The sequence below is a fragment of the Sphingomonas sp. GW821-FHT10F11 genome, from assembly GCF_058809095.1.
Map to the genome: position 1 here is coordinate 490,522 of NZ_JBXASH010000002.1, position 26,569 is coordinate 517,090.

The 26,569-nt window shown below is 67.3% G+C and carries 27 protein-coding genes; 13 read left to right on the forward strand and 14 right to left on the reverse strand.

Annotated elements, in window-relative coordinates; genetic code table 11:
* Positions 1 to 19 precede the first annotated feature (19 nt).
* The gene (locus AC1RT8_RS08660; RefSeq protein WP_493075205.1) at positions 20 to 679 is read right to left on the reverse strand and encodes an FABP family protein; all 660 of its coding nucleotides are present in this window, start codon (positions 677 to 679) and stop codon (positions 20 to 22) included.
* Positions 680 to 847: 168 nt separating this feature from the next.
* Between AC1RT8_RS08660 and AC1RT8_RS08665 the strand changes: the two genes are divergently transcribed.
* From AC1RT8_RS08665 to AC1RT8_RS08680, 4 genes are all read left to right on the forward strand, one after another.
* On the forward strand, positions 848 to 1,549 hold the full coding sequence (locus tag AC1RT8_RS08665) for a glycine zipper 2TM domain-containing protein (protein ID WP_493075206.1): 702 nt from the start codon (positions 848 to 850) through the stop codon (positions 1,547 to 1,549).
* A 130-nt stretch (positions 1,550 to 1,679) separates the two neighbouring features.
* Positions 1,680 to 2,027, forward strand: coding sequence for a DUF6152 family protein (locus AC1RT8_RS08670; protein WP_493075207.1), 348 nt, complete (start codon positions 1,680 to 1,682; stop codon positions 2,025 to 2,027).
* Between the two features lies 1 nt (position 2,028).
* Positions 2,029 to 2,490 carry a DUF6644 family protein gene (locus AC1RT8_RS08675; protein WP_493075208.1) on the forward strand — a complete coding sequence of 154 codons (462 nt, stop codon included), beginning with the start codon at positions 2,029 to 2,031 and terminating at the stop codon, positions 2,488 to 2,490.
* Between the two features lie 66 nt (positions 2,491 to 2,556).
* Positions 2,557 to 3,513 (forward strand): tetratricopeptide repeat protein, encoded by a 957-nt coding sequence (locus AC1RT8_RS08680; RefSeq protein WP_493075209.1) that lies wholly within the window; start codon positions 2,557 to 2,559, stop codon positions 3,511 to 3,513.
* A 67-nt stretch (positions 3,514 to 3,580) separates the two neighbouring features.
* Here AC1RT8_RS08680 and AC1RT8_RS08685 read toward each other — a convergent pair whose 3' ends face one another.
* On the reverse strand, positions 3,581 to 3,805 hold the full coding sequence (locus AC1RT8_RS08685) for a hypothetical protein (protein WP_493075210.1): 225 nt from the start codon (positions 3,803 to 3,805) through the stop codon (positions 3,581 to 3,583).
* Positions 3,806 to 3,965: 160 nt separating this feature from the next.
* Here AC1RT8_RS08685 and AC1RT8_RS08690 point away from each other — a divergent pair, with 160 nt between their 5' ends.
* The 5 genes from AC1RT8_RS08690 (at position 3,966) to AC1RT8_RS08710 (ending at position 9,282) form a co-directional block, all read left to right on the forward strand.
* Complete coding sequence (locus tag AC1RT8_RS08690) at positions 3,966 to 4,697, forward strand: response regulator (RefSeq protein WP_493075211.1); 732 nt, start codon at positions 3,966 to 3,968, stop codon at positions 4,695 to 4,697.
* Positions 4,694 to 6,025 carry an ATP-binding protein gene (locus tag AC1RT8_RS08695; RefSeq protein WP_493075212.1) on the forward strand — a complete coding sequence of 444 codons (1,332 nt, stop codon included), beginning with the start codon at positions 4,694 to 4,696 and terminating at the stop codon, positions 6,023 to 6,025. Before AC1RT8_RS08690 ends, AC1RT8_RS08695 begins: the two co-directional genes overlap by 4 nt.
* A gap of 84 nt (positions 6,026 to 6,109) precedes the next feature.
* Positions 6,110 to 6,805, forward strand: coding sequence for a carbonic anhydrase (locus tag AC1RT8_RS08700; protein WP_493075213.1), 696 nt, complete (start codon positions 6,110 to 6,112; stop codon positions 6,803 to 6,805).
* Positions 6,802 to 8,310 carry a SulP family inorganic anion transporter gene (locus tag AC1RT8_RS08705; RefSeq protein ID WP_493075214.1) on the forward strand — a complete coding sequence of 503 codons (1,509 nt, stop codon included), beginning with the start codon at positions 6,802 to 6,804 and terminating at the stop codon, positions 8,308 to 8,310. The genes AC1RT8_RS08700 and AC1RT8_RS08705 overlap by 4 nt, the downstream gene beginning before the upstream one ends.
* Before the next feature lie 156 nt (positions 8,311 to 8,466).
* Positions 8,467 to 9,282, forward strand: a complete 816-nt coding sequence (locus AC1RT8_RS08710) for a TorF family putative porin (RefSeq protein ID WP_493075215.1) — start codon at positions 8,467 to 8,469, stop codon at positions 9,280 to 9,282.
* Positions 9,283 to 9,487: 205 nt separating this feature from the next.
* On the opposite strand, the gene AC1RT8_RS08715 is transcribed toward AC1RT8_RS08710, so the two are convergent.
* Together AC1RT8_RS08715 and AC1RT8_RS08720 are read right to left on the reverse strand one after the other, a co-directional pair.
* On the reverse strand, positions 9,488 to 11,182 hold the full coding sequence (locus AC1RT8_RS08715) for a hypothetical protein (protein ID WP_493075216.1): 1,695 nt from the start codon (positions 11,180 to 11,182) through the stop codon (positions 9,488 to 9,490).
* Between the two features lie 160 nt (positions 11,183 to 11,342).
* Positions 11,343 to 11,714 (reverse strand): hypothetical protein, encoded by a 372-nt coding sequence (locus AC1RT8_RS08720; protein WP_493075217.1) that lies wholly within the window; start codon positions 11,712 to 11,714, stop codon positions 11,343 to 11,345.
* 224 nt (positions 11,715 to 11,938) lie between these two features.
* On the opposite strand from AC1RT8_RS08720, the gene AC1RT8_RS08725 reads away from it, so the two are divergent.
* Together AC1RT8_RS08725 and AC1RT8_RS08730 are read left to right on the forward strand one after the other, a co-directional pair.
* Positions 11,939 to 14,443 carry a TonB-dependent receptor gene (locus tag AC1RT8_RS08725; RefSeq protein ID WP_493075218.1) on the forward strand — a complete coding sequence of 835 codons (2,505 nt, stop codon included), beginning with the start codon at positions 11,939 to 11,941 and terminating at the stop codon, positions 14,441 to 14,443.
* The gene (locus tag AC1RT8_RS08730; protein ID WP_493075219.1) at positions 14,443 to 15,906 is read left to right on the forward strand and encodes a CehA/McbA family metallohydrolase; all 1,464 of its coding nucleotides are present in this window, start codon (positions 14,443 to 14,445) and stop codon (positions 15,904 to 15,906) included. The genes AC1RT8_RS08725 and AC1RT8_RS08730 overlap by 1 nt, the downstream gene beginning before the upstream one ends.
* A gap of 31 nt (positions 15,907 to 15,937) precedes the next feature.
* Here AC1RT8_RS08730 and AC1RT8_RS08735 read toward each other — a convergent pair whose 3' ends face one another.
* Entirely contained in the window at positions 15,938 to 16,780 is an 843-nt protein-coding gene (locus AC1RT8_RS08735; protein WP_493075220.1) for an MBL fold metallo-hydrolase, read from the reverse strand.
* Positions 16,777 to 17,079, reverse strand: a complete 303-nt coding sequence (locus AC1RT8_RS08740; RefSeq protein WP_493075221.1) for a hypothetical protein — start codon at positions 17,077 to 17,079, stop codon at positions 16,777 to 16,779. Before AC1RT8_RS08740 ends, AC1RT8_RS08735 begins: the two co-directional genes overlap by 4 nt.
* A 110-nt stretch (positions 17,080 to 17,189) precedes the next feature.
* On the opposite strand from AC1RT8_RS08740, the gene AC1RT8_RS08745 reads away from it, so the two are divergent.
* Entirely contained in the window at positions 17,190 to 17,624 is a 435-nt protein-coding gene (locus AC1RT8_RS08745; RefSeq protein ID WP_493075222.1) for an Lrp/AsnC family transcriptional regulator, read from the forward strand.
* Positions 17,625 to 17,642: 18 nt separating this feature from the next.
* On the opposite strand, the gene AC1RT8_RS08750 is transcribed toward AC1RT8_RS08745, so the two are convergent.
* The 6 genes from AC1RT8_RS08750 to AC1RT8_RS08775 form a co-directional block, all read right to left on the reverse strand.
* Positions 17,643 to 18,932, reverse strand: coding sequence for an OmpP1/FadL family transporter (locus tag AC1RT8_RS08750; protein WP_493075223.1), 1,290 nt, complete (start codon positions 18,930 to 18,932; stop codon positions 17,643 to 17,645).
* 49 nt (positions 18,933 to 18,981) lie between these two features.
* Entirely contained in the window at positions 18,982 to 19,389 is a 408-nt protein-coding gene (locus tag AC1RT8_RS08755) for a DUF2147 domain-containing protein (RefSeq protein WP_493075224.1), read from the reverse strand.
* A gap of 275 nt (positions 19,390 to 19,664) precedes the next feature.
* Positions 19,665 to 20,234 (reverse strand): NAD-dependent epimerase/dehydratase family protein, encoded by a 570-nt coding sequence (locus tag AC1RT8_RS08760; protein WP_493075225.1) that lies wholly within the window; start codon positions 20,232 to 20,234, stop codon positions 19,665 to 19,667.
* 56 nt (positions 20,235 to 20,290) lie between these two features.
* On the reverse strand, positions 20,291 to 21,643 hold the full coding sequence (locus tag AC1RT8_RS08765; protein ID WP_493075226.1) for a sensor histidine kinase: 1,353 nt from the start codon (positions 21,641 to 21,643) through the stop codon (positions 20,291 to 20,293).
* A complete protein-coding gene (locus AC1RT8_RS08770) occupies positions 21,640 to 22,305 on the reverse strand; it encodes a response regulator transcription factor (protein WP_493075227.1) in 666 nt (221 codons plus the stop codon). The genes AC1RT8_RS08765 and AC1RT8_RS08770 overlap by 4 nt, the downstream gene beginning before the upstream one ends.
* Positions 22,305 to 22,670: a PepSY domain-containing protein gene (locus tag AC1RT8_RS08775; RefSeq protein ID WP_493075228.1), complete on the reverse strand. Its 366-nt coding sequence runs from the start codon at positions 22,668 to 22,670 to the stop codon at positions 22,305 to 22,307. Before AC1RT8_RS08775 ends, AC1RT8_RS08770 begins: the two co-directional genes overlap by 1 nt.
* A 116-nt stretch (positions 22,671 to 22,786) precedes the next feature.
* On the opposite strand from AC1RT8_RS08775, the gene AC1RT8_RS08780 reads away from it, so the two are divergent.
* Positions 22,787 to 24,823, forward strand: a complete 2,037-nt coding sequence (locus AC1RT8_RS08780) for a TonB-dependent receptor plug domain-containing protein (protein WP_493075229.1) — start codon at positions 22,787 to 22,789, stop codon at positions 24,821 to 24,823.
* A gap of 13 nt (positions 24,824 to 24,836) precedes the next feature.
* Here AC1RT8_RS08780 and AC1RT8_RS08785 read toward each other — a convergent pair whose 3' ends face one another.
* Positions 24,837 to 25,436, reverse strand: coding sequence for a YdeI/OmpD-associated family protein (locus AC1RT8_RS08785; RefSeq protein WP_493075230.1), 600 nt, complete (start codon positions 25,434 to 25,436; stop codon positions 24,837 to 24,839).
* A 93-nt stretch (positions 25,437 to 25,529) separates the two neighbouring features.
* Positions 25,530 to 26,495: a class II fructose-bisphosphatase gene (gene glpX / locus AC1RT8_RS08790; RefSeq protein WP_372849403.1), complete on the reverse strand. Its 966-nt coding sequence runs from the start codon at positions 26,493 to 26,495 to the stop codon at positions 25,530 to 25,532.
* Between the last annotated feature and the right edge of the window lie 74 nt (positions 26,496 to 26,569).

The window sequence follows — 26,569 nt, forward strand, 5'->3', positions numbered from 1 at the left end:
CGGCGTGGCGATCGGGCCGTCACGGCGCCTTCTGGGCAGCCCGTTTCGCCAGGATGGCCGCGAGCGGATTGGGTCTGGGTTCGCCGACCTTCCTCAGCGTGTTCTGGTCGCGGTGGGCGAAGGGCTCGTCGCGGCCGTGCACGATGAGCATCGTATCGGTGACGTAGCTGAAGCTGCCGTCCGGGTTGAAGCTGATCTCGATCCGGTAGCTGTCGGTGCGGAAGGCATATTCGAGAAAGGCCGTGGAGCAGATGCCGTTCTCGGTCTGGCCGCGCGTGGCAGTCACCACGATGCTGTCCGCGTCGGGGGTCGCCTGGCCCGAAGCAAGCGCGACCTGTCCGCGCGGGATCGCGACGGTCTGCAGGACCATGCCGGTCGCCGGCTCCCACAGCCAGTATCCGACCTGGTCGTGGAAGGTGATGTCCTCCTCCTCGGTCGTGATGTGGATATGGTAGCGCAGGCCGTAGAGGAGCTGGGGGCCGTTCGCCTGCGGGTCGATCGGGTCGAAGGTGATGTGTTCGATGAACACGCGGCGCTCCGGCCCGTCGGCCTTGGGGTTCAGGTCGATGCCCTTGCGTGCATGCCAGCGCCCCGCCAGTCGCCGCAGCGGCCCGAGATTGGCGAGCGTATCGGGATCGACGTCGCTCGGCTCGGTGAAGACATCCTCGTGCAAGATCATCGGGGTCCTTTCCGGAGCGAAGGCTGGGTCGATCGCTCTTCGCGCCCCTTCGAAGGCGGCGCAAGGGGCGGGTGCATGCGAATATTGAGACCGGAATGGCACTTATTCGCGCCTGAGGGGTTTCAGTACGCAATCGTATCGAACGATTAGAGACTCAGGAGCAGGATTATGAAGATCATCACCTTTTGCAGCGCCGTCGCGCTTGCCGCGATCGGCACCGTGCCGCTGGCGGTGCAGGCGCAGGATTGGCGCGGCAGCAGCAATTCGGGCTGGGACCGCGATGCCTTTTGGCGCGGCGCGTCCGATAGCCCGCGCGAGCGCATCTCCTTCCTGCAGCGGCGGATCGATCGCGGCGTGGCCGATCGCAGCCTCGACCGGCGCGAGGCACGCCGCGCGCAATATCAGCTCAACAGCATCCGCGCCGACCTGAACCGTGGCCGGCTGACGCCGCAGCGTCGCCAGATGATCCTCACCCGCCTCGACGATCTCAGCCGATCACTGCGCTGGGCGCGCCAGAACGACCGGGACGGCTATGGGCGTGACGATCGCGGCCCGATTGCCGGGCGCGACGACGATCGCCGCTTCGTGACCGATTACGACGCCTCGCGCTATTATCGCGACGATCCCCGCTATACCGAACGCCGCCTGGGGTCGAACGACGAGGTCTATCGCGGTTCGGACGGGCGCTATTATTGCAAGCGCAACGACGGCACGACCGGCCTGATCGTCGGCGCCATCGGCGGCGGCATCCTCGGCAACATCATCGATGGCGGCCGCAATCGCGCGGCCGGCACGCTGATCGGCGGGGCGCTGGGCGCGCTGGCCGGCAAGTCGATCGACCAGAACAACAGCGATATCCGCTGCCGCTGATCGGCGACCGCGCCAATGGCGCGACAACCAATGCCGTACAAGGCCCCGCCGGCGTTCTCGGCGGGGCCCTTTTTTCGTGGAAATTCCAGCCGGATCGGCATTTAATGGGGCTCTCGTCCAGGAGGATATCATGGTTCGACACCTGATCTTTGCCGCCGCCGCGTTTTCGTTTCCCGCCGCCGCGATCGCGCATCATGGCTGGAGTTCCTACGACGCCGAAAAGACGCTGACGATCACCGCGCCATTGACCGCGGTGTCGTGGAGCAACCCGCACGGCTCCGCCAAGGTGGTCTGGCAGAAGAAGACGTGGGACGTCGTGCTCGCCCCGGTCGCGCGAATGGAAGCGCGGGGGCTCACGCCCGAGATGCTCGGCCCGGGCAAGCCGGTCACCCTGGTCGGCTATGCGCGGCGGGACGGTACACCCGAGATGCGCATCGAGCGGGTGATCGCCGGCGGCAAGACGATCGAGCTGCGCTAGGGTGGAGGCGCTGGCCGCCGCGATCGAGGCATCGTCGTTCGGCAGTTTCGCACGCGGATCGTCTTTCGCCTATCCGCTGGCCAATCTGGTGCACCTGCTCGGGCTGGTGCTGCTGATCGGCGGCATCGGCGTGGTCGACTTGCGGCTGATCGGGGCGTTTCGCGGCTTGCCGGTGGTGACGCTGTCGCGCGCATTGACGCCGCTCGCCCTTGGCGGGCTGGCGCTCATGGCGCTGAGCGGACCGGTGTTGTTCGCCGCCGATGCCGTCTCGCTGGCCAAATCCGACCTGTTTCGCTGGAAGCTGGTGCTGATCGGGCTGGCGCTGCTCAACGCGCTCGCCTTTCGCCGGCTCTGGTCGGAGGAGGATGGCGAACCGCGCCTCGCCCTGCGTTTGCTGGCTGCCGTATCGATCGCGACATGGCTTGCCGTGGCCGCGCTCGGCCGATTGATCGCCTATGCCTGAGAGAGATTGTCGAGTCCGCCGCACCGGTTATCATTGCGCGGTCGATTCGACTTTCCGGGGGATGTCATGGTCAGTTTCATCACGCGCCGTCGCGCCTTGCGGGCTGCCGCGATCCTAGCGGTCGCCACGGCCGGCGGCGCCGTCGCCGAGACGATCACGATCAGCGGGCGTTTCCCCGCGCAGAACCGCGAGGCGAGCTATTTGCGGCGGCTGGCGATCGACCAGTTCCGCGGCCGCGACGGCGCGCAGCTTTCCAATGCGATCGGCAATGCCCTGTCCCAGGCCCAGAACAGCGGCGGGCCGCATTTCACCCTGCTCGGCGATCCCGGCGCCCGGGCCGATGGCGTGCTGAGCGGATCGGCGACCTCGGACTGGGAGGAGCACCGCGTGCAGCTGACGCGCAACCGCTGCGTCGAGCGCGCCCCGCCCGAGCCGGGCAAGCGCGGCGAGGGCAAGTGCAATAAATATGAGGATGTGCCGGTCCAGTGCACCGAGCGCACCACGAGCCTGACGGCGTCGCTGCGTATCGTGCGCACGCGCGACGGGGCGATCGTCTACACCGTGACCAAGCCGCGCAGCGAGACCGTGAGCTGGTGCCCGGGCGAGAGCCCGTCGCGCAGCGCCGAGGCGACGATTTCGAGCATGATCGACGGGATCGCGGGCGAAGTCCGCAGCGAGATCGCGCCGCACGGCGAGACCTACAAACCCCGCTACCGCGAAGACCGCGCCGGCCTGTCCAAGCCGCTGTCGGACCGGTTCAAGGCAGTGCTGAAGCAGACCAAGAGCGACAGTGCGGGCGCCTGCGCAGGATGGGAATCGATCGACCGCGAGCAGCCGGGCCAGCATGCGATCCTGTTCAACATGGGTCTCTGCGCCGAAGAGCGCGGCGATTATCCGCGCGCGATCGACCTGTACCGGCGCGCCGGGGCGGCGAAGCGCGGCGACGACGTCAATACCGCCATCGGACGGGCGCAATCGCTGATCGCGGGCGCCGAGGACGAAGCGCGCTTCCGGCGGCGCTAGCAAAAAAAAGCCCGTCATGCCGCGCAGGATCGGCATGACGGGAAGGGGGCAGGATAAAAGGGAAAGCTTAGTTGCGGGCCACCGGCGCCTTGGTCGGCTGGTCGTTGCGCGCGATCTCGGAGGCCTTCGCCTCGCATTTGACCACTGGCGTGACGACGCCCTTGCCGTGCGGGGCAAGCTGCGGCGCGAGCGCGCAGGTCTTCGCCGCGTCGGAGCGGGGAGCGTCCGATACGGCGAAGGCGGGGACGGCGGCGCTCAGCAGCGCGGCGCCGAGAATGGTACGGACAAGCATGGACTGTTCCTCGTAAATGATTGCGAGTATGCCCAATAGCCGAGCCGGTTTTGCTGGCCGGGCACCGGTCCGTGACAAATTGTTTCTGGCCGGATTACAGTCGCGGAAGCGATTGACCCTTACGGAACGCGTACTTACCTCGCACTGCAACATGACAGCAATGAACCAACGCCTCAGCCCCGACGTCGCCCCCACCATCCTGCTGGTCGAAGACGACCCGGCACTTCGCACGCTCTCGACGCGCGCGTTGCAGGAGCATGGCTATATCGTCCGCCCGGCCTCCGCCGCGCCCGAGATGTGGCTGGCGCTGAAGGCAGGGCCGGTCGATCTGGTGCTGCTCGACATCATGCTGCCGGGCACCAGCGGCATCGATCTGTGCCGCCAGCTGCGCAAGACCAGCGATGTGCCGATCATCTTCGTCAGCGCCAAGGGCAGCGAGACCGACCGCGTGATCGGGCTAGAACTGGGCGCCGACGATTATCTCGCCAAGCCGTTCGGCACGCGCGAGCTCGCCGCCCGGGTCCGCGCCGTGCTGCGCCGCGGCGCGCTCGACCGGCGCGGCGGCGAGCGCGAGCAGGGCGTGCTCGGCTTCGACGGCTGGACGGTCAACCTGCCGCGCCGCGAGCTGCTCTCTCCCGCGGGCGCGGTGGTCGAGCTGACCGGCGCCGAGTTCGACCTGCTCACCAGCCTGCTCGACCATGCCGGCCGGGTCATCGCGCGCGAGCGGCTGATCGAATTGTCGCGCACGCGCCTGACCGACAGCTCGGATCGCAGCGTCGACGTGCTGGTCAGCCGCCTGCGCCGCAAGCTCACCCAGGGCGACAGGCCGGCTCCGATCGTCACCGTTCGCGGCGTCGGCTATATGTTCAACACGGGCGTCACGCGCAGTTGAGGCATTTCGTGCGCCCGTCGATCGGCCTGCTCGGGCGGATCGTCGCGATCCTGCTGCTGGTCGTCATCGTCGAGTTCACCGCCAGCACGATCCTTTATGAGCGCGCGAGCCATTTCTCCCTGAGCGGCGACCGGGCGCGGCGGCTGGCCGAGCATCTGGTGATCGCGCGCCGTCTCGTCGCCGAGCTGCCCGCCGGAGAGCGCCCGGCGATGGCGGCCGAACTCTCGACCGATCACTATATGATGGCCTGGGAACGCAGCCGCCCGCCGCCCCCGCCGCTCGCGCCGTCGCTGGACAGCATGCGCAAGGAAGTCGTGGCCTGGGAGCCGACTCTGTCGCCGACCGACCTGCGCTTCCGGGTCGTGTCGCTCGGCAGCAGCTCGGTGGTGGTCGGGGGCGTGACCCTGCCTGACGGGAGCTGGCTGCATTTCCAGACGCTGAAACCCGTCCCCAATCTCGATTTTGCGCCAAGCCGCATCCTCGTCGCCTCCTTGCTGGCGATCGCGGCGATGTTGCTGGGCGGCCTGCTGATCCGCCGCACCCTCCAGCCGATGCGCCAGCTTGCCGACGCCGCCGATCGGTTCGGCAGCCCCGACCAGGCGCAGGTGCCCGAGGCTGGCCCGGGCGAAGTCCGCCGCGTGATCGGCGCGTTCAACCGCATGCAGGCGCGAATCCACCGGCTGATCGTCGATCGCACCCAGGCGCTGGCCGCGGTCGGGCATGACCTGCGCACGCCGCTCGCCCGGCTGCGGCTGCGCGCCGACCGGGTCGTCGAGCCCGATCTGCGCGATACGATCCATGCCGACATCGCCGAGATGGAGGCGATGGTCTCCTCGCTGCTCGCCTTTCTCGGCGGGGATCGGGATGCCGAGGCGCCCGCCCTGATCGACCTGGCCGTGCTGTGCGCCACGATCGCCGACAATGCCGGGGATACCGGCCGGGACGTGCGCTATGTCGGCCCGGATCACTGCGATGCGGTGATCCGCCCGTCCGCGATGCGCCGGGCGATCGGCAATCTCGTCGAGAACGGCCTGCACCATGGCAATGCCGTGACGATCACGCTGGCCGGGCGGCGCGAGCATATCACCATCTGGGTCGATGACGACGGCCCGGGCATCCCGCAGGAATCGCTCGAGGCAGTGCTCGAGCCCTTCGTCCGGCTGGACAGCGCGCGCCGCCGCGACACGGTCGGCTTCGGGCTCGGCCTGTCGATCGTGGTCAAGACGATCGAGAATGAAGGCGGTTCGCTGCGCCTGTCGAACCGCCGCGAAGGCGGCCTGCGCGCCGAAATCATTCTGCCGCTCGGGAGACATGATTCCTTACAGTGATGCGGCGTCGCAGCAAAATAGCCGCCCTAGATAGCCTGCCTAAGCCGCGCCCGATGTGTTGGAGCCGGCAGCAGGAGCTAAGCAGTGAACGACCTTATCGGCCGAGTCCTCAGTTTCGAGAAACAGGTTTTCCCCAACCAGAGCGCTCTCTTCGCCAAGCTGGTGAATGACGGGCAGAGCCCCAAGGCCCTGATGATTTCCTGCGCGGATTCGCGCGTGGTGCCCGAACAGATCATGCAGGCCGGGCCCGGCGACCTGTTCGTGTGCCGCAACGCCGGCAACATCGTCCCGCCCTTTTCCAATCATAATGGCGGCGTGTCCTCGACGGTCGAATATGCCGTGATGGCGCTTGGCGTGCGCGACATCATCGTGTGCGGCCATTCGGACTGCGGCGCGATGAAGGCGCTGATGAACCCCGAAGGGCTCGAGCGCATGCCCAATGTCGCGGCGTGGCTGCGCCACAGCAATGCCGCGGCCAGCGTGGTCAATGAATGCTACCCGCATATGGAGGATGCCGAGCGGGTTCGCACCGCCGCGCTGGAAAATATCGTCGCGCAGATCGCGCATCTGCGCACGCATCCCTCGGTCGCCTCGGCGATCGCCCGCGGCCAGATGACCCTGCATGGCTGGTTCGTCGATATCCGCGAAGGCGCGATCATGGCGCTCGACGGCGTGAGCGGCCGCTTCTCCACCGTACGCGACGATCGGCCGCTGCCGGTCGCGGTGCCGGCGGGGCAGCGCCTCGCCAATGGCGTCGAGTATCTGGAGGCGGCGGAATGAAGCTCGCCGGTTTCGAACTGCCGTCGTTCGGCACCGTCTCGCGCGACTTCACTGCCTCGATCGTCGTCTTCCTCGTCGCGATGCCGCTGTGCATGGGCATCGCGGTGGCCTCCGGCGTACCGCCCGAAAGAGGGTTGATCACCGGCATCATCGGCGGTGTCGTGGTGGGCTTCCTCGCCGGATCGCCGCTTCAGGTCAGCGGCCCCGCCGCCGGCCTTGCCGTCATCGTGTTCGAGCTGGTGCGCGACAAGGGCCTGTCCGCGCTCGGCCCCATCCTGATCCTCGCCGGCATCATCCAGGTGATCGCCGGCATCGCGAAACTGGGCGGCTGGTTCCGCGCCATCTCGCCCGCCGTGGTCCACGGCATGCTCGCCGGCATCGGCGTGCTGATCGTGGTCGGCCAGTTCCATGTCCTGTTCGACGCGACGCCTCTGTCCAGCGGCCTCGCCAATATCGCCGCGATGCCGGGCCGGGTGCTCGGCCTGTCGATGGACGTGTCGGGCGTGGAACGCGCCTTCGCGATCGGCCTGCTGACCATCGGCACGATGTTGGGTTGGGAACGCTTCCGCCCGGCCGCGCTGAAACAGGTGCCGGGCGCGCTGATCGGCGTGATGGCCGGCACCCTGGCCGCGTTCGGCCTGGGGCTGGACGTCACCCGCGTCGACGTGCCCCAGTCGATCGCCTCGGCGATCGCGCTGCCCGGGCCCGACCTGCTGGCGAAATGGATGGACCCGTCGGTGATCGTCGCGGCGCTCGCCATCGCCTTCATCGCCAGCGCCGAGACGTTGCTGTCGGCCGCCGCGGTCGACAAGATGCATGACGGCGTGCGGACCAACTACAACAAGGAACTGCGCGCCCAGGGCATCGGCAATCTGCTGTGCGGCCTCGCCGGCGCCCTGCCGATGACCGGCGTGATCGTGCGCAGCTCGGCCAACGTCCAGGCGGGCGCCACCACGCGGCTGTCGACCATATTGCACGGCGCCTGGATCCTCGGCTTCGTCGCGCTGCTGCCCTGGTTGCTGCGCGAGATCCCGATGGCCGCGCTCGGCGCCGTGCTGGTCGTGACCGGCTGGCGCCTGGTGAGCATCGCCCATGTCCGCCATCTGTTCGGCAATTACGGCCTGCTGCCCGCCGCGATCTGGGCGATCACCCTGATCCTGGTGGTGGTCGAGGACCTCCTGACCGGCGTACTGGTCGGCATCGGGCTATCGCTGCTCGAGCTGATCCCGCATGTCCGCCGCCTGCGCCTGAAGGTCGCGTCGCACGACGACGATCAGGGCAGGGCGGTCCAGCTCTCGGGCAGCGCGACCTTCGTGACCCTGCCCAAGCTCTCCGACGCGCTGGAGGAACTGCCCCAGGGCGAAAAGGTGCGGCTCGACGTGTCGCGGCTGGCGACGATCGACCATACCTGCGCCGAGCTGCTCAAGGACTGGCTGGTCCGCCGCCGTGCCGCGGGCCATCCGGTCACCGTCATCGGGGCTCCTCCCACATTGGCGGCGCACTGAGCAACAATTCGTCACGAAGCGGCAACCAAGGCGATTCCGCCGATCGTTAGACAAGCGTATCCGGGCCGACCGTTTCCAGCTGCCATTCCCCGGGCAGCGAGAGAAATGGCGGACCCGGGCCGCAGGTGGGGACCCTAACCATTAAAGGGGTATCCCATGAAAACTCTCTACATTCTGAGTGCCGCCATGATGTCCATGGCCGCCATCCCCGCCGCCGCGCAGGAGACCGCGCCGCCGCCGGCCGTCACGGTCTCCGGCAGCGTCGCGCTCGTTTCCGATTACCGATTCCGCGGCGTCTCCCAGTCCGACAAGGAAATGGCGATCCAGGGCGGCATCACCGTCGCGCATGAGAGCGGCTTTTATGCGGGCGTCTGGGGATCGAACCTGGCCGGCTGGGGCACGTTCGGCGGCTCCAACATGGAACTCGACCTGATCGGCGGCTATAAGCGCTCGTTCGGCGGGGCCACGGTGGATGTCGGCCTGACCTGGTACATGTATCCGGGCGGCGCCGACCTGACCGATTTCGCCGAGCCCTATGTGAAAGTCAGCGGCACCGCCGGCCCGGTCAATTTGCTGGCCGGTATCGCCTATGCGCCCAAGCAGAAGGCGCTCGGCAATTTCTCCAACACGCCGCAGAGCCTCGGCCAGAGCGAGGACAATTTCTACATCTGGGGTGATGCCAGCGCCGGCATCCCGAGCACGCCGATCACCGTGAAGGCGCATCTCGGCTATTCGGACGGCAATCCCGGGCTCGGCCCGAACGGCACCAGCGTGGCGCCGACCGGCAACTATATGGATTGGCTGCTCGGGGTCGATTATGTGCTCGGCCCGGTCACGCTCGGCGCGGCCTATGTCGATACCGATATCAGCACGGCCGAGTCGGCCTATCTGCAGCCGAACTTCTCCAGCACCAAGGACGGCTCGTCGATCGCGGGCAGCAGGCTCGTGGTGTCGGTGACCGCGGCCTTTTGATTACAGGAGCGCCGCCGCCTGTTTTCAGCCCCTCCCCTTCAGGGGAGGGGTAGGGGGTGGGGTAGCGGGGGGGGGGGGGGGGGGGGGATCGGGGCTCGATGCCCCGATCCACGCTTCGATCTGGAGGTGAGGATTCTTGTTGGCGTGCAGACGCACGCCCCCACCCCTAGCCCCTCCCCTGAAGGGGAGGGGTTGAGTGTTCCTCTTACCTCAGCTTCCCGAACAACGGCTTCGCTGGCACCGTACTCCCCGCATAGCTCGCCTTCTGCTGGAGCAGCCAGGAGAAGTCCCCGGTCAGCTGGCCGGATTTCGTCCCGGTGCCGGTCGCCGGATCCCAGCTGGTCCAGATCCCCGCCGAGCTGTGGCAGCCGGTGCAGCTTTCGGTGATGAACGACAGGGTGTTGACCCCCGGCGTTACCGGCTTGCCCAGATTGTTCAGCGCCGAATTCCACACCGGCGGCTCGACTGGGCCGCCATTGGGGCAGTTCATGCCGTCAGGCAGCTCTTCGCTGTTGCACGCCGCCTGATTGCCCTTCTGGAAATAGGTTTCCATCGTGATGTTGGTCAGGAAGGTCGGGGTCGGATGACCGCCGGGCTTGTTGGTCACCGCACCGGGCAGGCCGCTGTCCCAGGCCGAGGGCGGAGCGCTCGGCTCGGTCGGCCACTGGGTGTCGATCAGCTGATAATATTGCCAGACGCTGCCCATCTTATTGAGCGCCGCCTGCGCCTGCGCGTTCAGCGCCACCTTGTCCCCGGGGATCGGGATCGCGCGCCACGCCTGGGTCGGGATGCGCGGATAGACGCCGTTCACCTTCACCGGCAGCTGGTTGACCGCGCAGCCCGGGCAATTGGTGTCGACGAAGGACGGCTTCAGCGCGGGATGCGCGACCGGATCGACATCCAGATTGTCGATCTGCTCGAAGGTCGACCAGATCCATTGCGGCGAGGTCGAGCTCTTGTGGCCGATATGCATGCCGACCAGGCCGACCGTCACCTTGCGCTCGAGCTGGGCGCCGTCGGGGCCCTGGTCGATCACCACCGCGGGCTGGGTGTGGAAGCGGCTGAAATCGTCGCTGCCCTTTTTCAGGATGCGCCAGGCGAATTTCAGCTCGGTCGATCCGCCCCAATCCTTGTCGGGCGTGCCGAACGGCATCTGCACCTTGCCGCCGCCCTGCGTGAAGGCGACCTGGCCGTTGATGTTGTACAGGCTGTTGGCGCAAAGATACTCGACCTCGTTCGGGTCGATCATGATCTCGTAATAGACGAACTCGCCATTCTGATCGATCAGCGGGCCGGAAAAGGCCTGCTGGATGTCGCCGAGATTGGAGGCGTTCAATTCGCCCACCGCCGAGACCACGCCGAGGAAGCGCGTCTGGCGCGGATCGGCGCCGGCGGTCGCCTGGGCCGAAAAGGCCTTCAGCCCGCGGCTGACCGGCTTGCTCAGGTCGCGGCGGAGCAAGAGGGTACGCGCGCCCGATTTCTGCGCACAGGCGGCCGGCGTCGCGCCGTCCGCCTGGAAGATCGAGTTCGACGTATGCCACAAGGTCCAATGCGGCGCGCCGAAGCTGGTGTCGGTGATCTTCGGTGCGGCCTTGCCCTCGTTATCGGTCGGCCAGTTCAGCGCCAGGAACATCTGCCAGGAATAGAGATCGAACTCGCGCTGGACCTGGGCGAACTTCTTCTCGCCTTCGAGCTTCTTCTTGAGCGCGATGTCCACGTCGCCCGGGAATTGTGCGGTCACGTCAGGCGCGAAATCCGGGAAGGCGGCAAGATAGGACGGCCCGGCCGGCTTGTCCGGCTTCACCGTGCAGGCGGCCAGCAGGCCGATCCCGGCGATCGTCGCCATCGCGACGGCAGCACCGCGCCGGCCGATCCGGCGCCCCTTGATCGAATATTGCATCATCGTCCCCCATGCGAATTTGGGCGACGATTACGCAGTCGCCGGCGTTGCGCCGCCCGCAACACAAGGCAGGAGCGCGGAGGCGGGACGATATGCCCGGGGGTTGTTTATGCAATCGGAGACGAAATCGTTTCGGTGGCAACCCCAATCGGGGAGGCGGTCAGATCGCGCCCGGCCGGACGATGCTCATCATCCCGCCGGAACCGAGTACGACCACCCAGTCGAGTGCTCGCAGGTCCTTGCCCGCGGTACAATGCGCGATCCAGGCATGATGGCCCTCCACCGGCGCATGCGCGGCCGATCCGGTCAGCGCGGGGCATTCGCCGCCCGCATCGGTGATCGCCTTGAGCAGCACGGCATCGCGCTGCTTGTCGGTCAGCGCGTTGATGCGATCGGCATAATAATCCTTCTCGGCAGGCTTCACCGGCGCGGTCGCAGCGGCGGTGCCATTGTCCGGGGCCGGAGTGGGGGCCTGCTCGCACCCACCGAGCACGAGGAGGGCGAGCGCTGAGGTCAAGGCTGCGGTCTTCATGATGCGAACTCCGATTGGGCGTGGCCCGGTTTGCCACAGGGACTGTCCCAGGCAAGCGCGAAAGCGCCTGCTCCGGCGCCTCCTTTCGTCCACCTCCAACAACGCGCGAACGCAAAAAACGCTTCCGGCGCACCGGTGTCATCACGGTGCAACAGAGGCGCCGCGCGCTTGAAACCATCGCTCCCTACCGCGCCTCGTGCTGCAGATGCGAAAAAGGGTTAGATGTGAAAAATTTCCAGCTTGTTGTTCGACTTGGCCTTGCGACTCTCCTGGCCACCACCAGCGCGACCGCGCTCGCGCAATCGGCGCCCGACGCGGCCCGGGCGGCCGAGGCATCGGCCGACGGCGACGATATCGTGGTCACCGGCCGCGCCGGTTCGGGCGACCGGACCAAGCTGGAGACCAGCTATGCCATCACCACCTTGTCCAACGCGACGCTCAAGTCGCGCGCGCCTTCCAGCGTCACCGAGACGCTGAAGTCGGTGCCCGGCTTCTGGGTCGAGGCCTCGGGTGGCGAAGGCAGCGGCAACGTTCGCGCGCGCGGCATTCCGGTCGACGGCTTCGGGTCGATCAACCTGCTCGAGGACGGCTTGCCGGTGCAGCATGATCCGTCGCTTGGCTATCTCAATGCCGACCAGGCGTTCCGCATGGACGAATCGATCGACCATATCGAGGTCGTGCGCGGCGGCCCGTCTTCGGTGTTCGAACCCAACGCGCCGGGTGGCGTCGTCAACTTCATCACCAAGCGCGCCGGCGACACGTTGTCGGGCAATGCGCGGCTGCTCTACGGCCCGACCGCCGATCTCTACCGTTTCGACGGCTGGGTCGGTGCGCCGCTCGGCGGCGGCTGGAAGTTCGGCATCGGTGGCTTCTATCGCAACGAGCAGGGCGTGCGCGATCCGGGCTATACCGGCAACAAGGGCGGCCAGATCCGCGCCGACCTGTCGAAGGACTTCGACCGCGGCCATGTCAGCGTCAGCTACAAGCGCCTGTCGGACAAGGCGGTGTTCTACACCGGCATCCCGCTGACCAAGGACAGCGAGGGCGATATCGTCGGCATCGCCGGCTTCGATCCGCATTACGGCACCACCGCCAGCCGCGCCACGGCCTTCCTGACCCTGCGCAGCGCCAATGGCCCGGTGACTTTCAACAACACCGACGGCTCGCGCATCCGGCTCGATCAGTTCTCCGCCATGGCCGATTACGAGATCGCCGATGGCTGGACGCTGTCGAACAAGGCACGCTACCGCGATTCCAACACGGTGCGGAACGGCGTCTATCCGGCCGCGATCAACACCGCGGCGGGCTACATCGCCTCGAAGCAGACGACGCTGCTGAACGCCTTCCCGACCGCGACGGCGGTGAAGCTGCGCTATACCGACACCGGCGAGGCGTTCGACATCGCCGGACAGAACGGCAATGGCCTGATCTTCGAGAACAGCGCCCGCCCGGTGACGGTGGACGAGAGCGAGTTCCTCGACGACCTGCGCCTGACTCACAAGTTCGAGATGGGCAGCATGACGCACGACGTCGCGCTCGGCGTTTATTTCGCGCATATCGACGAGACCTTCCGCCGTTATTCGGCGACGACCTTGCAGGACGTGTCGGACAATTCGCGCCTGCTCGATCTGGTCGCGGTCAACGCGGCCGGCCAGGTGGTCGGATCGCTGACCCAGAATGGTGTGTCGCGCTACGGCTCCGAATTCGCCAACGGGTCGGGCAGCCAGGATACGATCGCCGTCTATGCCTCGGACGAATGGCAGGTGACCCCGCAGCTGCGCATCGATGGCGGCATCCGCTATGAAAGCGTCACGGCCAAGGGATCGCAGGAGAACAGCAAGACCGTGAACCTCGGCGATGCGACCACGCTCGCAGACGACAATGTGCTGACCGGCAGCGGCGTGTTCATACCGTTCGATCGCCATTTCGACCATGTCGGCTACACCATCGGTGCCGACTGGCAGTTCAGCCGCTCGGCGGGCGTCTTCGCGCGCTATACCTCGACCTTCCGCCTGCCCAGCGTCGGCAGCTTCATCACCAGCGCGACGGCCCAGCCGGTCACGCAGAACATCCGCATGGCGGAAGCGGGCGTGAAGCTCTCGACCCCGCTGATCAGCCTGTACGCGACCGGCTTCCTGACCGATTTCGACAGCTTCTCGATCGGCAATTTCGTGTTCAATTCGGGGACCGGCGGCTACACCCAGCAGACCATCTATACCGACACCCGCTCTTATGGCGTCGAGATGGAAGGCACGATCCGTCCGGTCCACTGGTTCGATTTCACCGTCAACGCGACGGTCCAGAAGCCGGAATTCCGCAACCTGCGCTTCACCGAGCTGGTGTCCGGCGCGCCGGTCAATCGCGACTATAGCGGCAACCAGTTGCTGCGCGTGCCGCAGCTTGCGCTTCGTGCGACCCCGGCGGTCACCCTGCTCGGCGACCGGCTGCGCGCGCAGATGGATGTCGAGCATTATTCGAAGCGCTATGCCGATGCCGCCAACACCTCGAAGCTGCCGGCCTATACCGTGCTCAATGCCAGCGTGCGCTTCAACCTGACGAAGCAGATCACGCTCTGGGCTTATGGCGACAACCTCAACAATTCGCTTGGCCTCACCGAAGGCAATCCGCGCGCGGGCGAGTTGACCAGCGGCCAGGCCAATGATCAGCTGTTCATCGGCCGCCCGATCCTGGGCCGGAACGTGCGCTTCGCGGTGGACTTCGCCTTCTGATGCTGATTGCCCGCACCCTGATCGCCGGCCTGCTCCTCGCCATCGCCGCACCGGTGATGGCGGGACAGGAGGTGCCTGCCGATTACAGCCTTACCGGCCAGATCACGGGCGCGGACAACCAGACCTACAAGGAAGTGCCGTTCGATGTCCCTGCGGGCGTCGAACGGGTCACCGTCACCCTGGCCTATGACAAGGCGGACAAGACGGTGATTGACCTGGGCATATGGGACCCGGAACGCTTTCGCGGCTGGAGCGGCGGCACCCGCGACCGTTTCACCATCAGCGAGAGCGATGCCTCGCCCGGCTATCTGACTGGCAAGGTGACGCCGGGCCGGTGGCGGGTGATGCTCGGCGTGCCCAATATCCGCTCGGCAAGCCGTAGCGCGTACACGGTGAAGGTCTATTTCGACCGGGGCGAGGCGCGCCGCGCCACCGCCGCGATTGCCGATGCGCCGATCAAGCCGGGGCCGGGCTGGTACCGCGGCGACCTGCATATGCATGACGCCAACAGCGATGGCAGCTGCGCCAGCCAGTCGGGCAAGCGGGTGCCGTGCCCCGTGTTCCGCACGATCGAGGCGGCGGCCAGGGCCGGGCTCGATTTCGTCGCGGTGACCGACCACAACACCGTCGCGCATTTCGGGGCGCTGCGCGAGTTGCAGCCTTTCTTCGACAAGACGCTGCTGATCCCGGGGACGGAGATCACCACCTTCCACGGCCATGCCAATATCTTCGGCCCGGCGCACTGGGTCGATTTCCGCGCCGGCACGCCCGACGTGCCGGATCTGCCCGCGCTGGAGCGGGGCGTCGCGGCGGCGGGCGCGATCCTGTCGATCAATCACCCGAACTCGCCATCGGGCGAGATCTGCATGGGCTGCGGCTGGCAGTGGCCCGACACTGACTATGCCGGCGTCACCGCGGTCGAGGCAGTCAACGGCCCCATGGCGGAAGGCCCCTATGCCGGTATCGGCTTCTGGTATGCGCGGCTGAACGAGGGCAGGCACCTCACCGGCATCGGCGGCAGCGACAATCACGATCCGGATGCCGGCAAGGCGATCGGCCGGCCGACCACGGTGGTGCAGGCGCGGGAGCTGTCGATGCCGGCGATCCTGGACGGCATCCGCGCGGGCAATGTGTTCATCGATGTCGAGGGCACGCGCGACCGGCTGCTCGAAGTCGAAGCAGTGTCGGGCAAGGCGCGCGCCGCGATGGGCCAGACCTTGGCGGCCGGGGCGACGCTGAGCGTTTCGGTTCATGTCGTTGCGGCACAGGGCGGCACGCTCGAGCTGATCGCGAACGGCGTGCCGATCGCGGGCAAGCAACTGGTTCTTTCGAGCGGCGACCAGCGGATCGAGCTGGCGCTGGGCCGCAAGCAGGCCTGTGGGTGGATCAGCGCGAATGTACGGTCCGGGGCCGGGCGGCCATGGTTGATCGGCAACCCGATCTATGTGGGGTGCCGGCGGTAGCGCGGCCGGAGAACGCCGCCGGCCGTGCCTGTCAGACGTCCCAGTTCAACCACGCACCCGGCTTGAGCGCCTGAACGATCACGCCGCGGCGCGCGCCCTCCACCCTGGTACGCTGAAGCGCGTCGGATATCTCCTCATATCCCTCGGCGCCGCGAACGCCGTAATGGATCGGCACCAGGATCTTCGCGCCAAGGATGCGCGCGGCGGCGACCGCCTGCTCGGGTGCCATGACGCTGGAAACCTCGGCGGCGGGCTGGCGCCAGGCGAAGCGCGCGCCATTGATCGGCAGGAACACCGCGTCGAAGGGGCCCAGCTGCCGACCGATCTGCCACCACGCGCCGTGCCAGAGCGAGTCGCCCGCATGCAGGATGCGCCGTCCGCCGCCGCTGATCACCCATGACGCTTGCGGGTCGCCATAACCGTCGACGGCGGGCACTGCGGTGACGACGAAGGAGTCCCCGAGGAGCTGCGGTTCCCATAGCGGCGCGGACCGGGCCCGGCTCACCCCCGGGACGACGATCGCGCCGACGCTCGCGGGATAGAGCAGCAGGCCCTGGTCGCCGAGCGCCCTGGCGATGGCCCTGGGGTCGAAATGATCGGGATGGCGATGCGTGATCAGCGCGTACCGGTCGCCCGTGAAGTCGCCAAGGTCGGGCAGGGGGTCGGGCAGCGCTGTCTCCCAGACGGCGGGGTCGGCAAGCAGATCGACGCCCAGCGTTGCCTCGGGCAGCGCCAGCCTGATCCCCGCCCAGGCCAGCCGCTGAATTCGGAGTGTCCGGCGTTCGGCCGCGAAGAGCGGCTGTGTGGCCAGCATCGCTGTCGCGCCGACACCGAGAAAACCTCGGCGGGTGAGGCCGGTCCGGTCCCCGGTCACAGCAGATTGAAGCCGAAAAGACGAACGCCCGTCTCCGAACGCGGCTGATGCTGGCTGTCGGCCGCGAAGAACAGATAGGCTCCGGCCCCGAAGCGCTCGTCGCCCTCGATCAACTCGCCCGAGACCACGAGCACGGCTTCGCCGAACGCACCATGCTCGTCCACGTGCGGCCACTCGGTGCCGGGGTCCATATCGACGAACCACGCGCGTACATTCCCCAGCGTCGGAACGTCGCGGCGATAGCAGCCGGGACCGACCTTGACGGGTGGGATGTCATCGGGGTTGAGATGCGTAAGCATTGAAGCGCCTCCGTTGTCGCGAAGCACGCAGCTAGGGATTACGGATGCCGGATATGGCCGCGATTATGTCGTTCGAGCCGGCGATCTGCCGGCATGGAGGAGATTGACGGGTGCTCGACGACAAGGACGAAGCCCTTATCCTCGCCCTGGAGCGGGATGCGCGCGCCAGCGTCGTGGCCCTGGCCCGCGACATCGGCTTGTCGCGCAGCGCCACGCAGGAGCGTCTCGGACGACTCCAGCGCAACGGCACGATCGCGGGCTATACGGTGGTGCGCGGCCGGGCCGACAGCCGGACGCGCCTCAACGCCTGCCTGATGATCCGCCACGCGCGCGGCGGAACCTGTGCCGGCGCGATCGCCCCGCTGAAACGCCTTCCCGAGGTGAGGGGCATCCAGTCGCTCGCCGGCGACCCGGACCTACTCGTCCAGGTCAGCGCCATCGACGCCGCCGATCTCGACCGCATCGCCGAAGCGGTGCGCGCCTTGCCCGGCATTGGCGTGGTTACCACTCATGTCGTTCTGGCCGACCACCTGCGCCGGCCCTGAAAGGCACGCGCGTCGCCGTCAGAAGGTCACCCGGCCTCCCAGCGAAAACACCAGCGCATGCGCGTTGCGCAGCGCGCCCGAGGTGAGGATCGGGGTTTGCGCCGCGGTGCCGGCATAGGCTGCGGTGACCCGGTCGATGCTCTGGTCCTCGAAGCTGACATAATTGGCGCCGGCATCGATCGTGAAGCGTGAGGTGAGCTTGTAGCTGCCGCCCGTGCCGAAATTCCACCGGTTCGAATCGGGCACGCGGGCATCGCGCTGGCCGTTCTGAGTCGGGGTCTGGCCGCGCTGGACGCCGGCGCGCAGGGTCAGGCGCGAGGTTGCGTCATAGTCAACGCCGCCCGCCACGCTCAGGCTGTTGCGGTAGAGTTCGGGGATCGCCGCATTGATCGGCGCGCCGAGGCGGATCGCGTCGAAATCGCTCCAGGTAAAGCGCGTCGCCTGCGCGTTGAGGGTCAGCTTCGGCGCGACCTTCACCCGGGCGCCGACGATGATCTGCGCCGGCGTGTCGAAGCGCGCTTCGACACCCGAGAGCGCCATGTTCGAGCCTGCCAGCGGGCCGACCAGGCCGTCGATCGTCAGGTCGCCCTTCAGCCTGTGCTTGATCCCGGATTTATAGGCGATGCCCACGGTAATGAAGTCGTTGTGGAGCTGCACGCCGGCGCTCCAGCCCAGGTCCCAGCCATGGCCCTTGAGCTGCTGATGCCCGTCCGGCAGCGACGCGAGCACATTGGGCAGCGCATTGCTGAGGCTGGCATCGGTATATTCGACGTTCAGCCCGGCCCCGACGCGCAGCCAGTCGGTCACCGCCACCGCCACCGATGGCTGGATGTCGATGGTGAGCAGCTTGGTGCGGTCGGCCGAATAGCGCGCCCAGCTGTCGGCGTCGTAATCCGTGGTGAAGCTGTAGGGCGAGGTGACGGCCAGGCCGAACGCGATCCGGTCGTTCAGCGGGATCGCGATCGCGCCGGAGGGCAGCACGCCATTGGTGATCGGATTGCGCGAACGCTGCTGCCCGCCGACCGGCGCGAAGGGCTGGCCCGGGCGGCCGATCAGCGTGCCGGTATCGACCACCTCGCCGCGCGGCAGGATCGCGGCGACGGCAAGCGCCGCTTCGGCATCGGTCGAGCCGGCGATCGCGGCGGGGTTCCACCACAGCGACTGCGCACCGGTATCGGCCACTTCGCCCGAGAAAGCGCGTCCCGCCCCGCGCGCCGATTGTTCCTGCAGATAGAAGGCCTGGGCATGCGCGGTTCCGGCAAAGGCAAAGAACGACGCGGCGACAAAGGAGGTCTTGAAAAACGACATGATATCAATCTCGTAAGCAGTACACGCCTTGCGGCAGGGGAGCTGGAAATCAATGGGCCCGTATCCAGGTCTGGGTCTTGCAGAACGGCTTGAACACGCAGCCGCGCAGCTTGAGCTGGTTCGCCCCGGCCAGGGTGATCTCGGCATTATAGGTCTTGCCGTCTTCGGCATTGTAGATCTTGCCGCCGACCCAGCCATCGCCCTGCCGCGTGAAGCCGCCGAGGATCTGCAGGCCGCGTAGCGGCCGGTTGCGCAACGCAGCGTCACTGTTCTTCGCGTCCTTGAAGTTGGGATCGGTGCGCAGCTTGTCCGACGTCACGAGACGCCCGCAGATCGACGGGCCGCAGCGCGCGATCTCGACGATCCCGCCCCGGGTCTCGGTCTTCCAGCTGCCGATGACGGCATCCGCCGGCTGGGGCGCTCCCGCGAGAGCGAGGGCGGCCAATATCAGTGTCATAGTGCGATCTTTCCTGTTGCCGGACCCTCGGGTTGGGTGCGCGTCGTGGCGCGATGCCGGTCCGCCCTGCAAAGCGCGCCAACGGCCCGGTGGGTCCGTCGGAATCGCGATTTCTTTTTCCGGTCTGGCAAGGGCAATCCGCAAGGCATGGCACGCCATACGCTGTCGAGGGGTGCGGTTGGCCCTATACTTGCGTTTGACCGGCGATCAGGTGACTGGCGATCAGGGCGGCCCGACACGACGCCTCGAACGGTCTCGGGACTGGCGCCCCGGCGTTATGCCGGGACTCGGGGAGTGCCGTTCGCGGCTGCCGGGAGCAGAGGATGATGGCGAATGACGGGCTGAAGGCGGACGTCCTGCTCGCGGCTGTTGGCCGAAGGACGCATCCTCGCCATGACTCGAGCATATAGCGCATCGCCCGTTACCCGATGCGCGTAGAGTGGCTCGTTCGGGTCCGGTTCGATGCCATCGCCGGGGAAATATCCGATGCGGTCGGTGACCACGCGGGCGCCCAGCGCGCGATACTGTGCGGCGAGATGCTCGACGCTTATTTTCGCCCGGCCGTAAGCATTGTGAGCGCCGATCCACAGGGACGACGGCACGAAGATCGCCTCATAGCGGCGCCAATTGTCGAGATGCCCGGATACGCGCTCGACATGGCCCTCGGGGTCGCCGTGCTCATAAGCGAGATCGAAGAAATACGGCCGCACGCCGGGCGCGGGATCGCAGGGCGGGGCATCGCCAATATCCACGCCCTGGACCTCGAAGCCTGCCCCGAGCAGGCGAGAGACGAACGCCCGGCCGAGGCGCCCCCGGGAGCCGGTAACGATCGCAGCTTGTTTCATTTCTCCCTCGTATCGACGTGTCCGCCATGGCGATAGCGAAAGCTGCGATGAGGCAGTCAATCTGCCGGCGTCGTCCAGCTCAACGACACGCACAGGCCGCCCAGTTCGGCGGCGCCGAGCAGGATCTCGCCTTCGGTCGCCTCGACCAGGTCGCGGACGATGGCGAGGCCCAGGCCGTGGCCGGTGCCCGCCTCGTCAAGCCGTCCGCCGCGCATCAGCGCGGTCGCGGCGTTGGTGTCGTCGATGCCCGGGCCATCGTCTTCGACCGTGAGGACGGTTCGCTGCAGCACATCGGCTCCGCCCGTGATCCGAACCATCCGCCGGGCGTGGCGCGTGGCATTTTCGATCAGCGCGCCGAGCATTTCGGCCAGGTCCTCGCCGGCGACGGGAACGGTCAGCGCGTCGGCGATGGCGACGTCGAAGGCGATCATCTCGCCGCGCTCGCTATGCTCGATCACGCCGATCAGCCGTTCGACCACTTCTCGCGGATCGGCATGCGCGACCTCGGCGGCCCCGCGCGCCGCGGCGGCGCGGGAGCGGGCGAGCTCGGCCTCCAGTGCGGCGCCGACGGCGGCGATGGCGCGCTCCAGGCCATCGGCGGCATCGTCCGCGCCGGCGGCGCGCGCGCGACGGGTCTGGGCTGCCAGCACGGCGAGCGGGGTCTTCAGGCTGTGTGCGAGATCGGCGGCGCGACTGCGGGCGCGGGCGAGGTCGGCGCCGCGGGCATCGGCCAGTGCGTTGATCGCCTGTGCGAGCGGGCCGATCTCCGCCGGATAATCGTCGGGCAGGCGGGCGGCGGGGTTGCGCCGCAACCGCTCCATCTGGCCACGGATCCGGGCGAGCGGGCGCAGGCCGAGCTGGACCTGAGCCCAGGCGGCGGCCGACAGCACGATCCAGAGCAGCAGCAACGACACCGCCAGCTCGCGGCCGAATTCGCGCTCGGCAAGGGCGATGTCCTTGTCGTTCTCCGCGACCTGCACGATCACGGCGGGCCCGTTCCGGTCAGGCCGGACGATGCGATCGACCACCAGCAGCCGATCACCGAACGGACCGGCGATCTTGTGCGTTTCCCATGCGCTGTCGCGTGCCGGGGAGGGGGCGAGCTTCTGGTCCCACAAAGACGAGGATCGCTGCGCGCCACTGGCCGCCGACAATTGCCAGTAGAGCCCGCTTGCGATCTGCTCAAAGCGGCGATCCTCGGGGAGCACGTCAGCGACCGGCACACCATCCGGCCCGATCCTGAGACCGGAGACGAGCACTTCGGCCGAGCGGATCAGCCCGGCTGCCTCCCGCCGCTCGACATGGCGTTCGAACAGCCAGGTCAGGCCGAGCCAGGCCAGGGCAAGGGCCAGAAAGAGGGCGATCGCCGCCGCCGCGAGCAAGCGGAGGCGGAGCGAGGCCAGCTTCACGCGTTACTGCCAGCGAGCAGATAGCCGAAGCCACGCCGCGTCTCGATGATGTCGGCGCCGATCTTGCGGCGCAGCCGGGTGACGAGCGCCTCGATCGCATTGGCGCCATTGGCATCATCGGCGCCGTAGAGATGCTCGGCGATCTCGCCGCCCGAGACGGCGCGGCCAGGGTTGTGCGCGAGCAGGTCGAGGAAACGGAATTCGAGCAGCGACAGGCGCACCGGGCGTCCGTCGATCGTGGCGGTCATCCTGAGGGTATCGAGCGACAGCCCGGCAACCGTCAGCACCGGCGATGTCAGGCCGGCCGCGCGACGGACAAGGCCGCGCACCCGGGCGATCAGCTCGCCCATCTGGAAGGGCTTGGCGAGATAGTCGTCCGCGCCGGCCTCGATCCCCTCGACCTTCTCGGTCCAGTCGGAGCGGGCGGTGAGGATCAGCACGGGGAAGGCGCGACCGGCGGCGCGCCAGCGCTTCAGCACGGTCAGCCCGTCGATGCGGGGCAGGCCGAGATCGAGCACCGCGACGGCATAGTCCTCGGTATCGCCGCGGAACCAGGCAGTGTCGCCGTCAGTCGCATGGTCGACCAGAAAGCCGGCCGCGCCCAGCGCCTCGACCAGGTCGGCCGCCAGCTCCGGATCATCCTCGACCAGCAGTGCCCGCATCAATCATCCTCGATGCGGACGACGGCGCCGGTCTTCGCGTTCAGCTCCACCTCGCGCACGCGCCCATTGGGGCTGAGGATCTTCACCTCATATTTGAAGCCCCAGCTTTCCTGCTCGATCTCGACCTTCAGCACCTCGCCCGGCACGCGCGCCTGGGCGTTGGCGAGGATGCGGGGAAGGGGGAGGAACTCGCCCTTGCGCAGGGCCTCCCGGATCGCTGCCTGTTCGCGCTGCTTGCGTTCGGCCTTGCTCGATTGAGCGTGCGCGACGGCATCCGATCCGAACGCGACGGGCACCGCGGCAAGCATCAGGCCGCCCAAGGCAGCGATGCCGGTGAGGCGGAGGGTGGGGGCTGTCGGTTTCATGGGACGGAAGATGCCATGCCCTTGCTGACATCAAACTGACGGTCGTCGCAAGGCCCGCGTCAGCGACGGGCTGCCAGTGCCGCTGCGTCATCGCTACGCACCGGGAGCCTTCCACCATGTTTCGTACATCCAACGTTGCCCGCGCGCTCACGGTGGCCCTGATGGCGAACGCTTCGGTTTCCGTCGCCCATGCCCAGACCGCCGAGCGCACCGGCGTCACGCAGTTCCCGGCCGATTCCTTCGCCCGTTCGCAGCCGACCACGGCGCTGGACATGGTGAAGCTGCTGCCGGGCTTCCGGCTGGTCGATGGCGATGCCGATCTGCGCGGCTATGCGGGTGCGGGCGGCAACATCCTGATCGACGGCCGCCGCCCGGCGAGCAAGCAGGATAGTCTGGAGGATGTGCTGAAGCGTATCCCGTCGCGCGGGGTCGACCATATCGAGCTGATCCGCAGCGGCGGGGCCGGTTTCGACATGCAGGGCCATGCGGTGATCGCCAATGTCGTGCGCAACCGCATCGGCGCGCTGTCGGGCCGGATGTCCGCGGAAGGGTCGCTCTTCCGCCACGACTATCAGGGGTACCGGGTCGGCGGCGAGATGACGTACGGCGTGGGTGACAAGGTGCTCGACCTGGCCGGCGCGATCTATACCGAGATCGACGACGAGCACGGCTTCGGCTTGCGCAACCGCTACGACCGCAACGGCGCCCCCATCCGCATCGCCACCTATGCCCAGCCCGAGGGCGATGACGTGAAGGAGCTGTCGGGCAGCTATCAGCAGGGACTGGCCGGCGGCACCGTGCGGATCAACGGATTGCTCAAGAACACCGACATGTTCGCCAATATCGCGGACCATGTCACGGCGCCGACCGCGTTCGAGGCGTCCGGTACCGAGCGCGTGAAGACGCGGGCACGGGAGGCGGGCCTGCAATATACGCGGCCACTGGGGGTGCGCAGCCAGATCGAGCTGATCGGCATCCACCGCACCACCGGCATCGACGGCACCGACCGATCCTTCTCGCCGGGCGGCGAGGACATGACGCGGGAACTGTCGGACGCGAGCGAGACGATCCTGCGCGGGGTGTTCCGCCGGCAGGGGCCGCTCGTCTCGGTCGAAGCGGGTGTGGAGGGCGCGCTCAACGTGCTCGACAGCCACAGTGTGCTCGAGGAGGACGGGGTCAACATTCCGCTGCCCGCCGCCAATGTGCGGGTCGAGGAGAAGCGCGCCGAGCTGTTCCTGACCACGACCTGGCAGGTGGCGTCGAAGCTGATGCTGGAAGTGGGCGGCCGCTACGAGACGTCGCGCCTCACCCAGAGCGGGGATTCGTCGCTGACCAAGTCGTTGGCCTTTCTGAAGCCGCGGATGCTGGCGCGCTGGTCGCCGTCCAGATCGAACGAGCTGCGTTTCCTGGTCGAGCGCGAAGTGGGGCAGCTCGATTTCGGCGACTTCATCAGTTCGCCCTCTTTGACCAGCGGCACGGTGACTGCCGGCAACAAGGATCTCGAGCCCGACAGTCTATGGCGTGCGGAAGTCGCCTGGGAACACCGGTTCGGCACGGGATCGATGGTGCTGACCGCGCGGCACGAGGCGATCAGCAACGTGGTTGACCGCGTACCCGTGTTCGTGCCGGGCGGGGTGTTCGACGCGGTCGGCAATATCGGCAACGGTACGCGCGACGAGGCGCAGATCGACCTTAACCTGCCGCTCGACGGTTTCGGGCTGAAGGGCGTGACGGTGCAGGCCAACGGCGTGGCGCGGCGCAGCCGCGTGACCGATCCGGCGACCGGCGAGCGCCGCCGCATCTCGGGCGACCTGCCGGTCGAGGGCAAGATCAGCGTCACGCACGACCTGCCCGCACAGCATCTGCGCTGGGGCGCGACCTATGTGCTGGCCGAGGAGGAGATCAGCTACAAGATCGACGAGATCGAGGTCGATCGTCTGCCCGACCGGGTCGACCTGTTCGTCGAGTATAAGCCGACGCCGCAATGGACGCTGCGTGCCTTTGCCAAGAACGTGACCAACAGCCCGGTCACCCGCATTCGCGACCGCTATACCGGCCTGCGCGGCACCGCACCGATCAACTATGTCGAACGGCGGGAACTCAACAGCGGACCCTATGTTGGCCTGTCGGTGCAGCGGACCTTCGGGAAGTAAGCCGTGACGACGATCACCGATCGCGCTGAGGGTAGATCGTCTCGCCGCGCTTGAGCATCTCGACGAAGGTCTCGATCTTCTTCTTCCGCCCGGCCTCGGTCTTCATATTGTGGGTGCGGAAGGCGAGGGCGAAGCGGTTCTTCTCGGTCAGTCTCGCCAGCATCGCCTTCGCCTCGGGCTCGGAATCGATCGCGGCCTGCAGGTCGTCGGGGATCTTCATGCCCTTGCCGCTGCCATAGGCGCGGTCCCAGCGGCCATCGGCCCTGGCCGCCTCGACCTGCTTCAGGCCGTGTTCGGTCATGCGGCCCTCCTCGATCAGGCGGGCGACATTGTCGATGTTGATCTTGCTCCAGATGCTCTTCGCGGTGCGCGGCGTATAGCGCTGGAGATAGCTCTTCTCGTCCAGCCCCTTGCGCACGGCGTCGATCCAGCCCCAGCAGAGCACCACATCGATCGCTTCCTTCGGCGTGATCGACGGAAGACCCGAGGCGACCTTGTGGATCTTGATCCACACTTCGTCCTGGCTGTGATGATGCTTGCCGAGCCAAGCTTGGAAGGCTGCGCTGTCCTTGAATTCGTGGACCTTCGCGGGATCGACCTTCACGGCTGCCATGCTTCTTCCATCATATCGGGGGTGTTGCCGGATGACGGGGATTAGCAGAGCTGGCGACGCGGGGCACCGTATGGCGATCTCCGGCGCCGGAACTCAGATGCGGTGCTCGCCCTTCACCCAGCGCACGGTGCCAGAACTGGCGCGCATCACCACGCTCTCGGTGGTCATCACCGATGCCTTGCGCTTCACGCCCGCCAGAAGCGAGCCGTCGGTCACGCCGGTCGCGGCGAAGATGCAGTCGCCCTTGGCCAGTTCGGTCAGGTCATACTGCTTGTCGAGGTCGGTCACGCCCCATTTGCGGGCGCGGGCGCGCTCGTCGTCGTTGCGGAACAGCAACCGGCCCTTGAACTGGCCGCCGACGCAGCGCAGCGCCGCGGCGGCGAGTACGCCCTCTGGCGCGCCACCCGAGCCGAGATAGATGTCGATCGTGGTGTCGGGGTTGGTCGTCGCGATCACGCCGGCGACGTCGCCGTCGCCGATCAACATGATGCCGCAGCCCAATGCGCGCAGTTCGGCGATCAGTTTCTGGTGGCGCGGGCGATCGAGCACGCAGGCGATGATGTCGGAAGGCTCGACGCCCTTGGCGGCGGCAACTGCCTTGACATTCTCGGTCGGGCTCCGGTCGAGGTCGATGATGCCCTCGGGATAGCCTGGGCCGACTGCGATCTTGTCCATATAGACGTCGGGCGCGTTGAGCAGGCCGCCCTGCTCGGCGATCGCCAGCACCGCGAGCGAGTTGGGGCCGGCCGTGGCGCAGATGGTGGTGCCTTCCAGCGGATCGAGCGCGATGTCGATCTTCGGGCCCTTGCCGATCGCCGAACCCACCTTCTCGCCGATGAACAGCATGGGGGCTTCATCGCGCTCGCCTTCGCCGATCACCACGGTGCCGTCCATGTACAGCTCGTTCAGCGCCTCGCGCATCGCCTCGACGGCGGCGGCATCAGCCGCCTTCTCGTCGCCGCGGCCGACGAGCTTGGAGGCGGCGATCGCCGCTGCTTCGGTCACGCGGACCATTTCGAGCACGAGGACTCGGTCGAGGACCTTGCTGGCGGTAGTCATGGACGGTGGATTCCCCTCGGATGTTGGGGCGGGATAGGAGCGAGGTGTGACGTTGTCGAGACTGAGTTCCCCTC

What these genes read in the sequence shown, in the direction of transcription:
- AC1RT8_RS08785 (WP_493075230.1), bottom strand. Translation starts at nt 25,436, where the DNA reads ATGGCAGCCGTGAAGGTCGATCCCGCGAAGGTCCACGAATTCAAGGAC.
- AC1RT8_RS08775 (WP_493075228.1), bottom strand. Translation starts at nt 22,670, where the DNA reads ATGAAACCGACAGCCCCCACCCTCCGCCTCACCGGCATCGCTGCCTTG.
- AC1RT8_RS08740 (WP_493075221.1), bottom strand. Translation starts at nt 17,079, where the DNA reads ATGCTTACGCATCTCAACCCCGATGACATCCCACCCGTCAAGGTCGGT.
- AC1RT8_RS08660 (WP_493075205.1), bottom strand. Translation starts at nt 679, where the DNA reads ATGATCTTGCACGAGGATGTCTTCACCGAGCCGAGCGACGTCGATCCC.
- AC1RT8_RS08715 (WP_493075216.1), bottom strand. Translation starts at nt 11,182, where the DNA reads ATGCAATATTCGATCAAGGGGCGCCGGATCGGCCGGCGCGGTGCTGCC.
- AC1RT8_RS08690 (WP_493075211.1), top strand. Translation starts at nt 3,966, where the DNA reads ATGAACCAACGCCTCAGCCCCGACGTCGCCCCCACCATCCTGCTGGTC.
- AC1RT8_RS08685 (WP_493075210.1), bottom strand. Translation starts at nt 3,805, where the DNA reads ATGCTTGTCCGTACCATTCTCGGCGCCGCGCTGCTGAGCGCCGCCGTC.
- AC1RT8_RS08770 (WP_493075227.1), bottom strand. Translation starts at nt 22,305, where the DNA reads ATGCGGGCACTGCTGGTCGAGGATGATCCGGAGCTGGCGGCCGACCTG.
- AC1RT8_RS08680 (WP_493075209.1), top strand. Translation starts at nt 2,557, where the DNA reads ATGGTCAGTTTCATCACGCGCCGTCGCGCCTTGCGGGCTGCCGCGATC.
- AC1RT8_RS08720 (WP_493075217.1), bottom strand. Translation starts at nt 11,714, where the DNA reads ATGAAGACCGCAGCCTTGACCTCAGCGCTCGCCCTCCTCGTGCTCGGT.
- AC1RT8_RS08780 (WP_493075229.1), top strand. Translation starts at nt 22,787, where the DNA reads ATGTTTCGTACATCCAACGTTGCCCGCGCGCTCACGGTGGCCCTGATG.
- glpX (WP_372849403.1), bottom strand. Translation starts at nt 26,495, where the DNA reads ATGACTACCGCCAGCAAGGTCCTCGACCGAGTCCTCGTGCTCGAAATG.
- AC1RT8_RS08750 (WP_493075223.1), bottom strand. Translation starts at nt 18,932, where the DNA reads ATGTCGTTTTTCAAGACCTCCTTTGTCGCCGCGTCGTTCTTTGCCTTT.
- AC1RT8_RS08670 (WP_493075207.1), top strand. Translation starts at nt 1,680, where the DNA reads ATGGTTCGACACCTGATCTTTGCCGCCGCCGCGTTTTCGTTTCCCGCC.
- AC1RT8_RS08755 (WP_493075224.1), bottom strand. Translation starts at nt 19,389, where the DNA reads ATGACACTGATATTGGCCGCCCTCGCTCTCGCGGGAGCGCCCCAGCCG.
- AC1RT8_RS08730 (WP_493075219.1), top strand. Translation starts at nt 14,443, where the DNA reads ATGCTGATTGCCCGCACCCTGATCGCCGGCCTGCTCCTCGCCATCGCC.
- AC1RT8_RS08710 (WP_493075215.1), top strand. Translation starts at nt 8,467, where the DNA reads ATGAAAACTCTCTACATTCTGAGTGCCGCCATGATGTCCATGGCCGCC.
- AC1RT8_RS08760 (WP_493075225.1), bottom strand. Translation starts at nt 20,234, where the DNA reads ATGAAACAAGCTGCGATCGTTACCGGCTCCCGGGGGCGCCTCGGCCGG.
- AC1RT8_RS08665 (WP_493075206.1), top strand. Translation starts at nt 848, where the DNA reads ATGAAGATCATCACCTTTTGCAGCGCCGTCGCGCTTGCCGCGATCGGC.
- AC1RT8_RS08705 (WP_493075214.1), top strand. Translation starts at nt 6,802, where the DNA reads ATGAAGCTCGCCGGTTTCGAACTGCCGTCGTTCGGCACCGTCTCGCGC.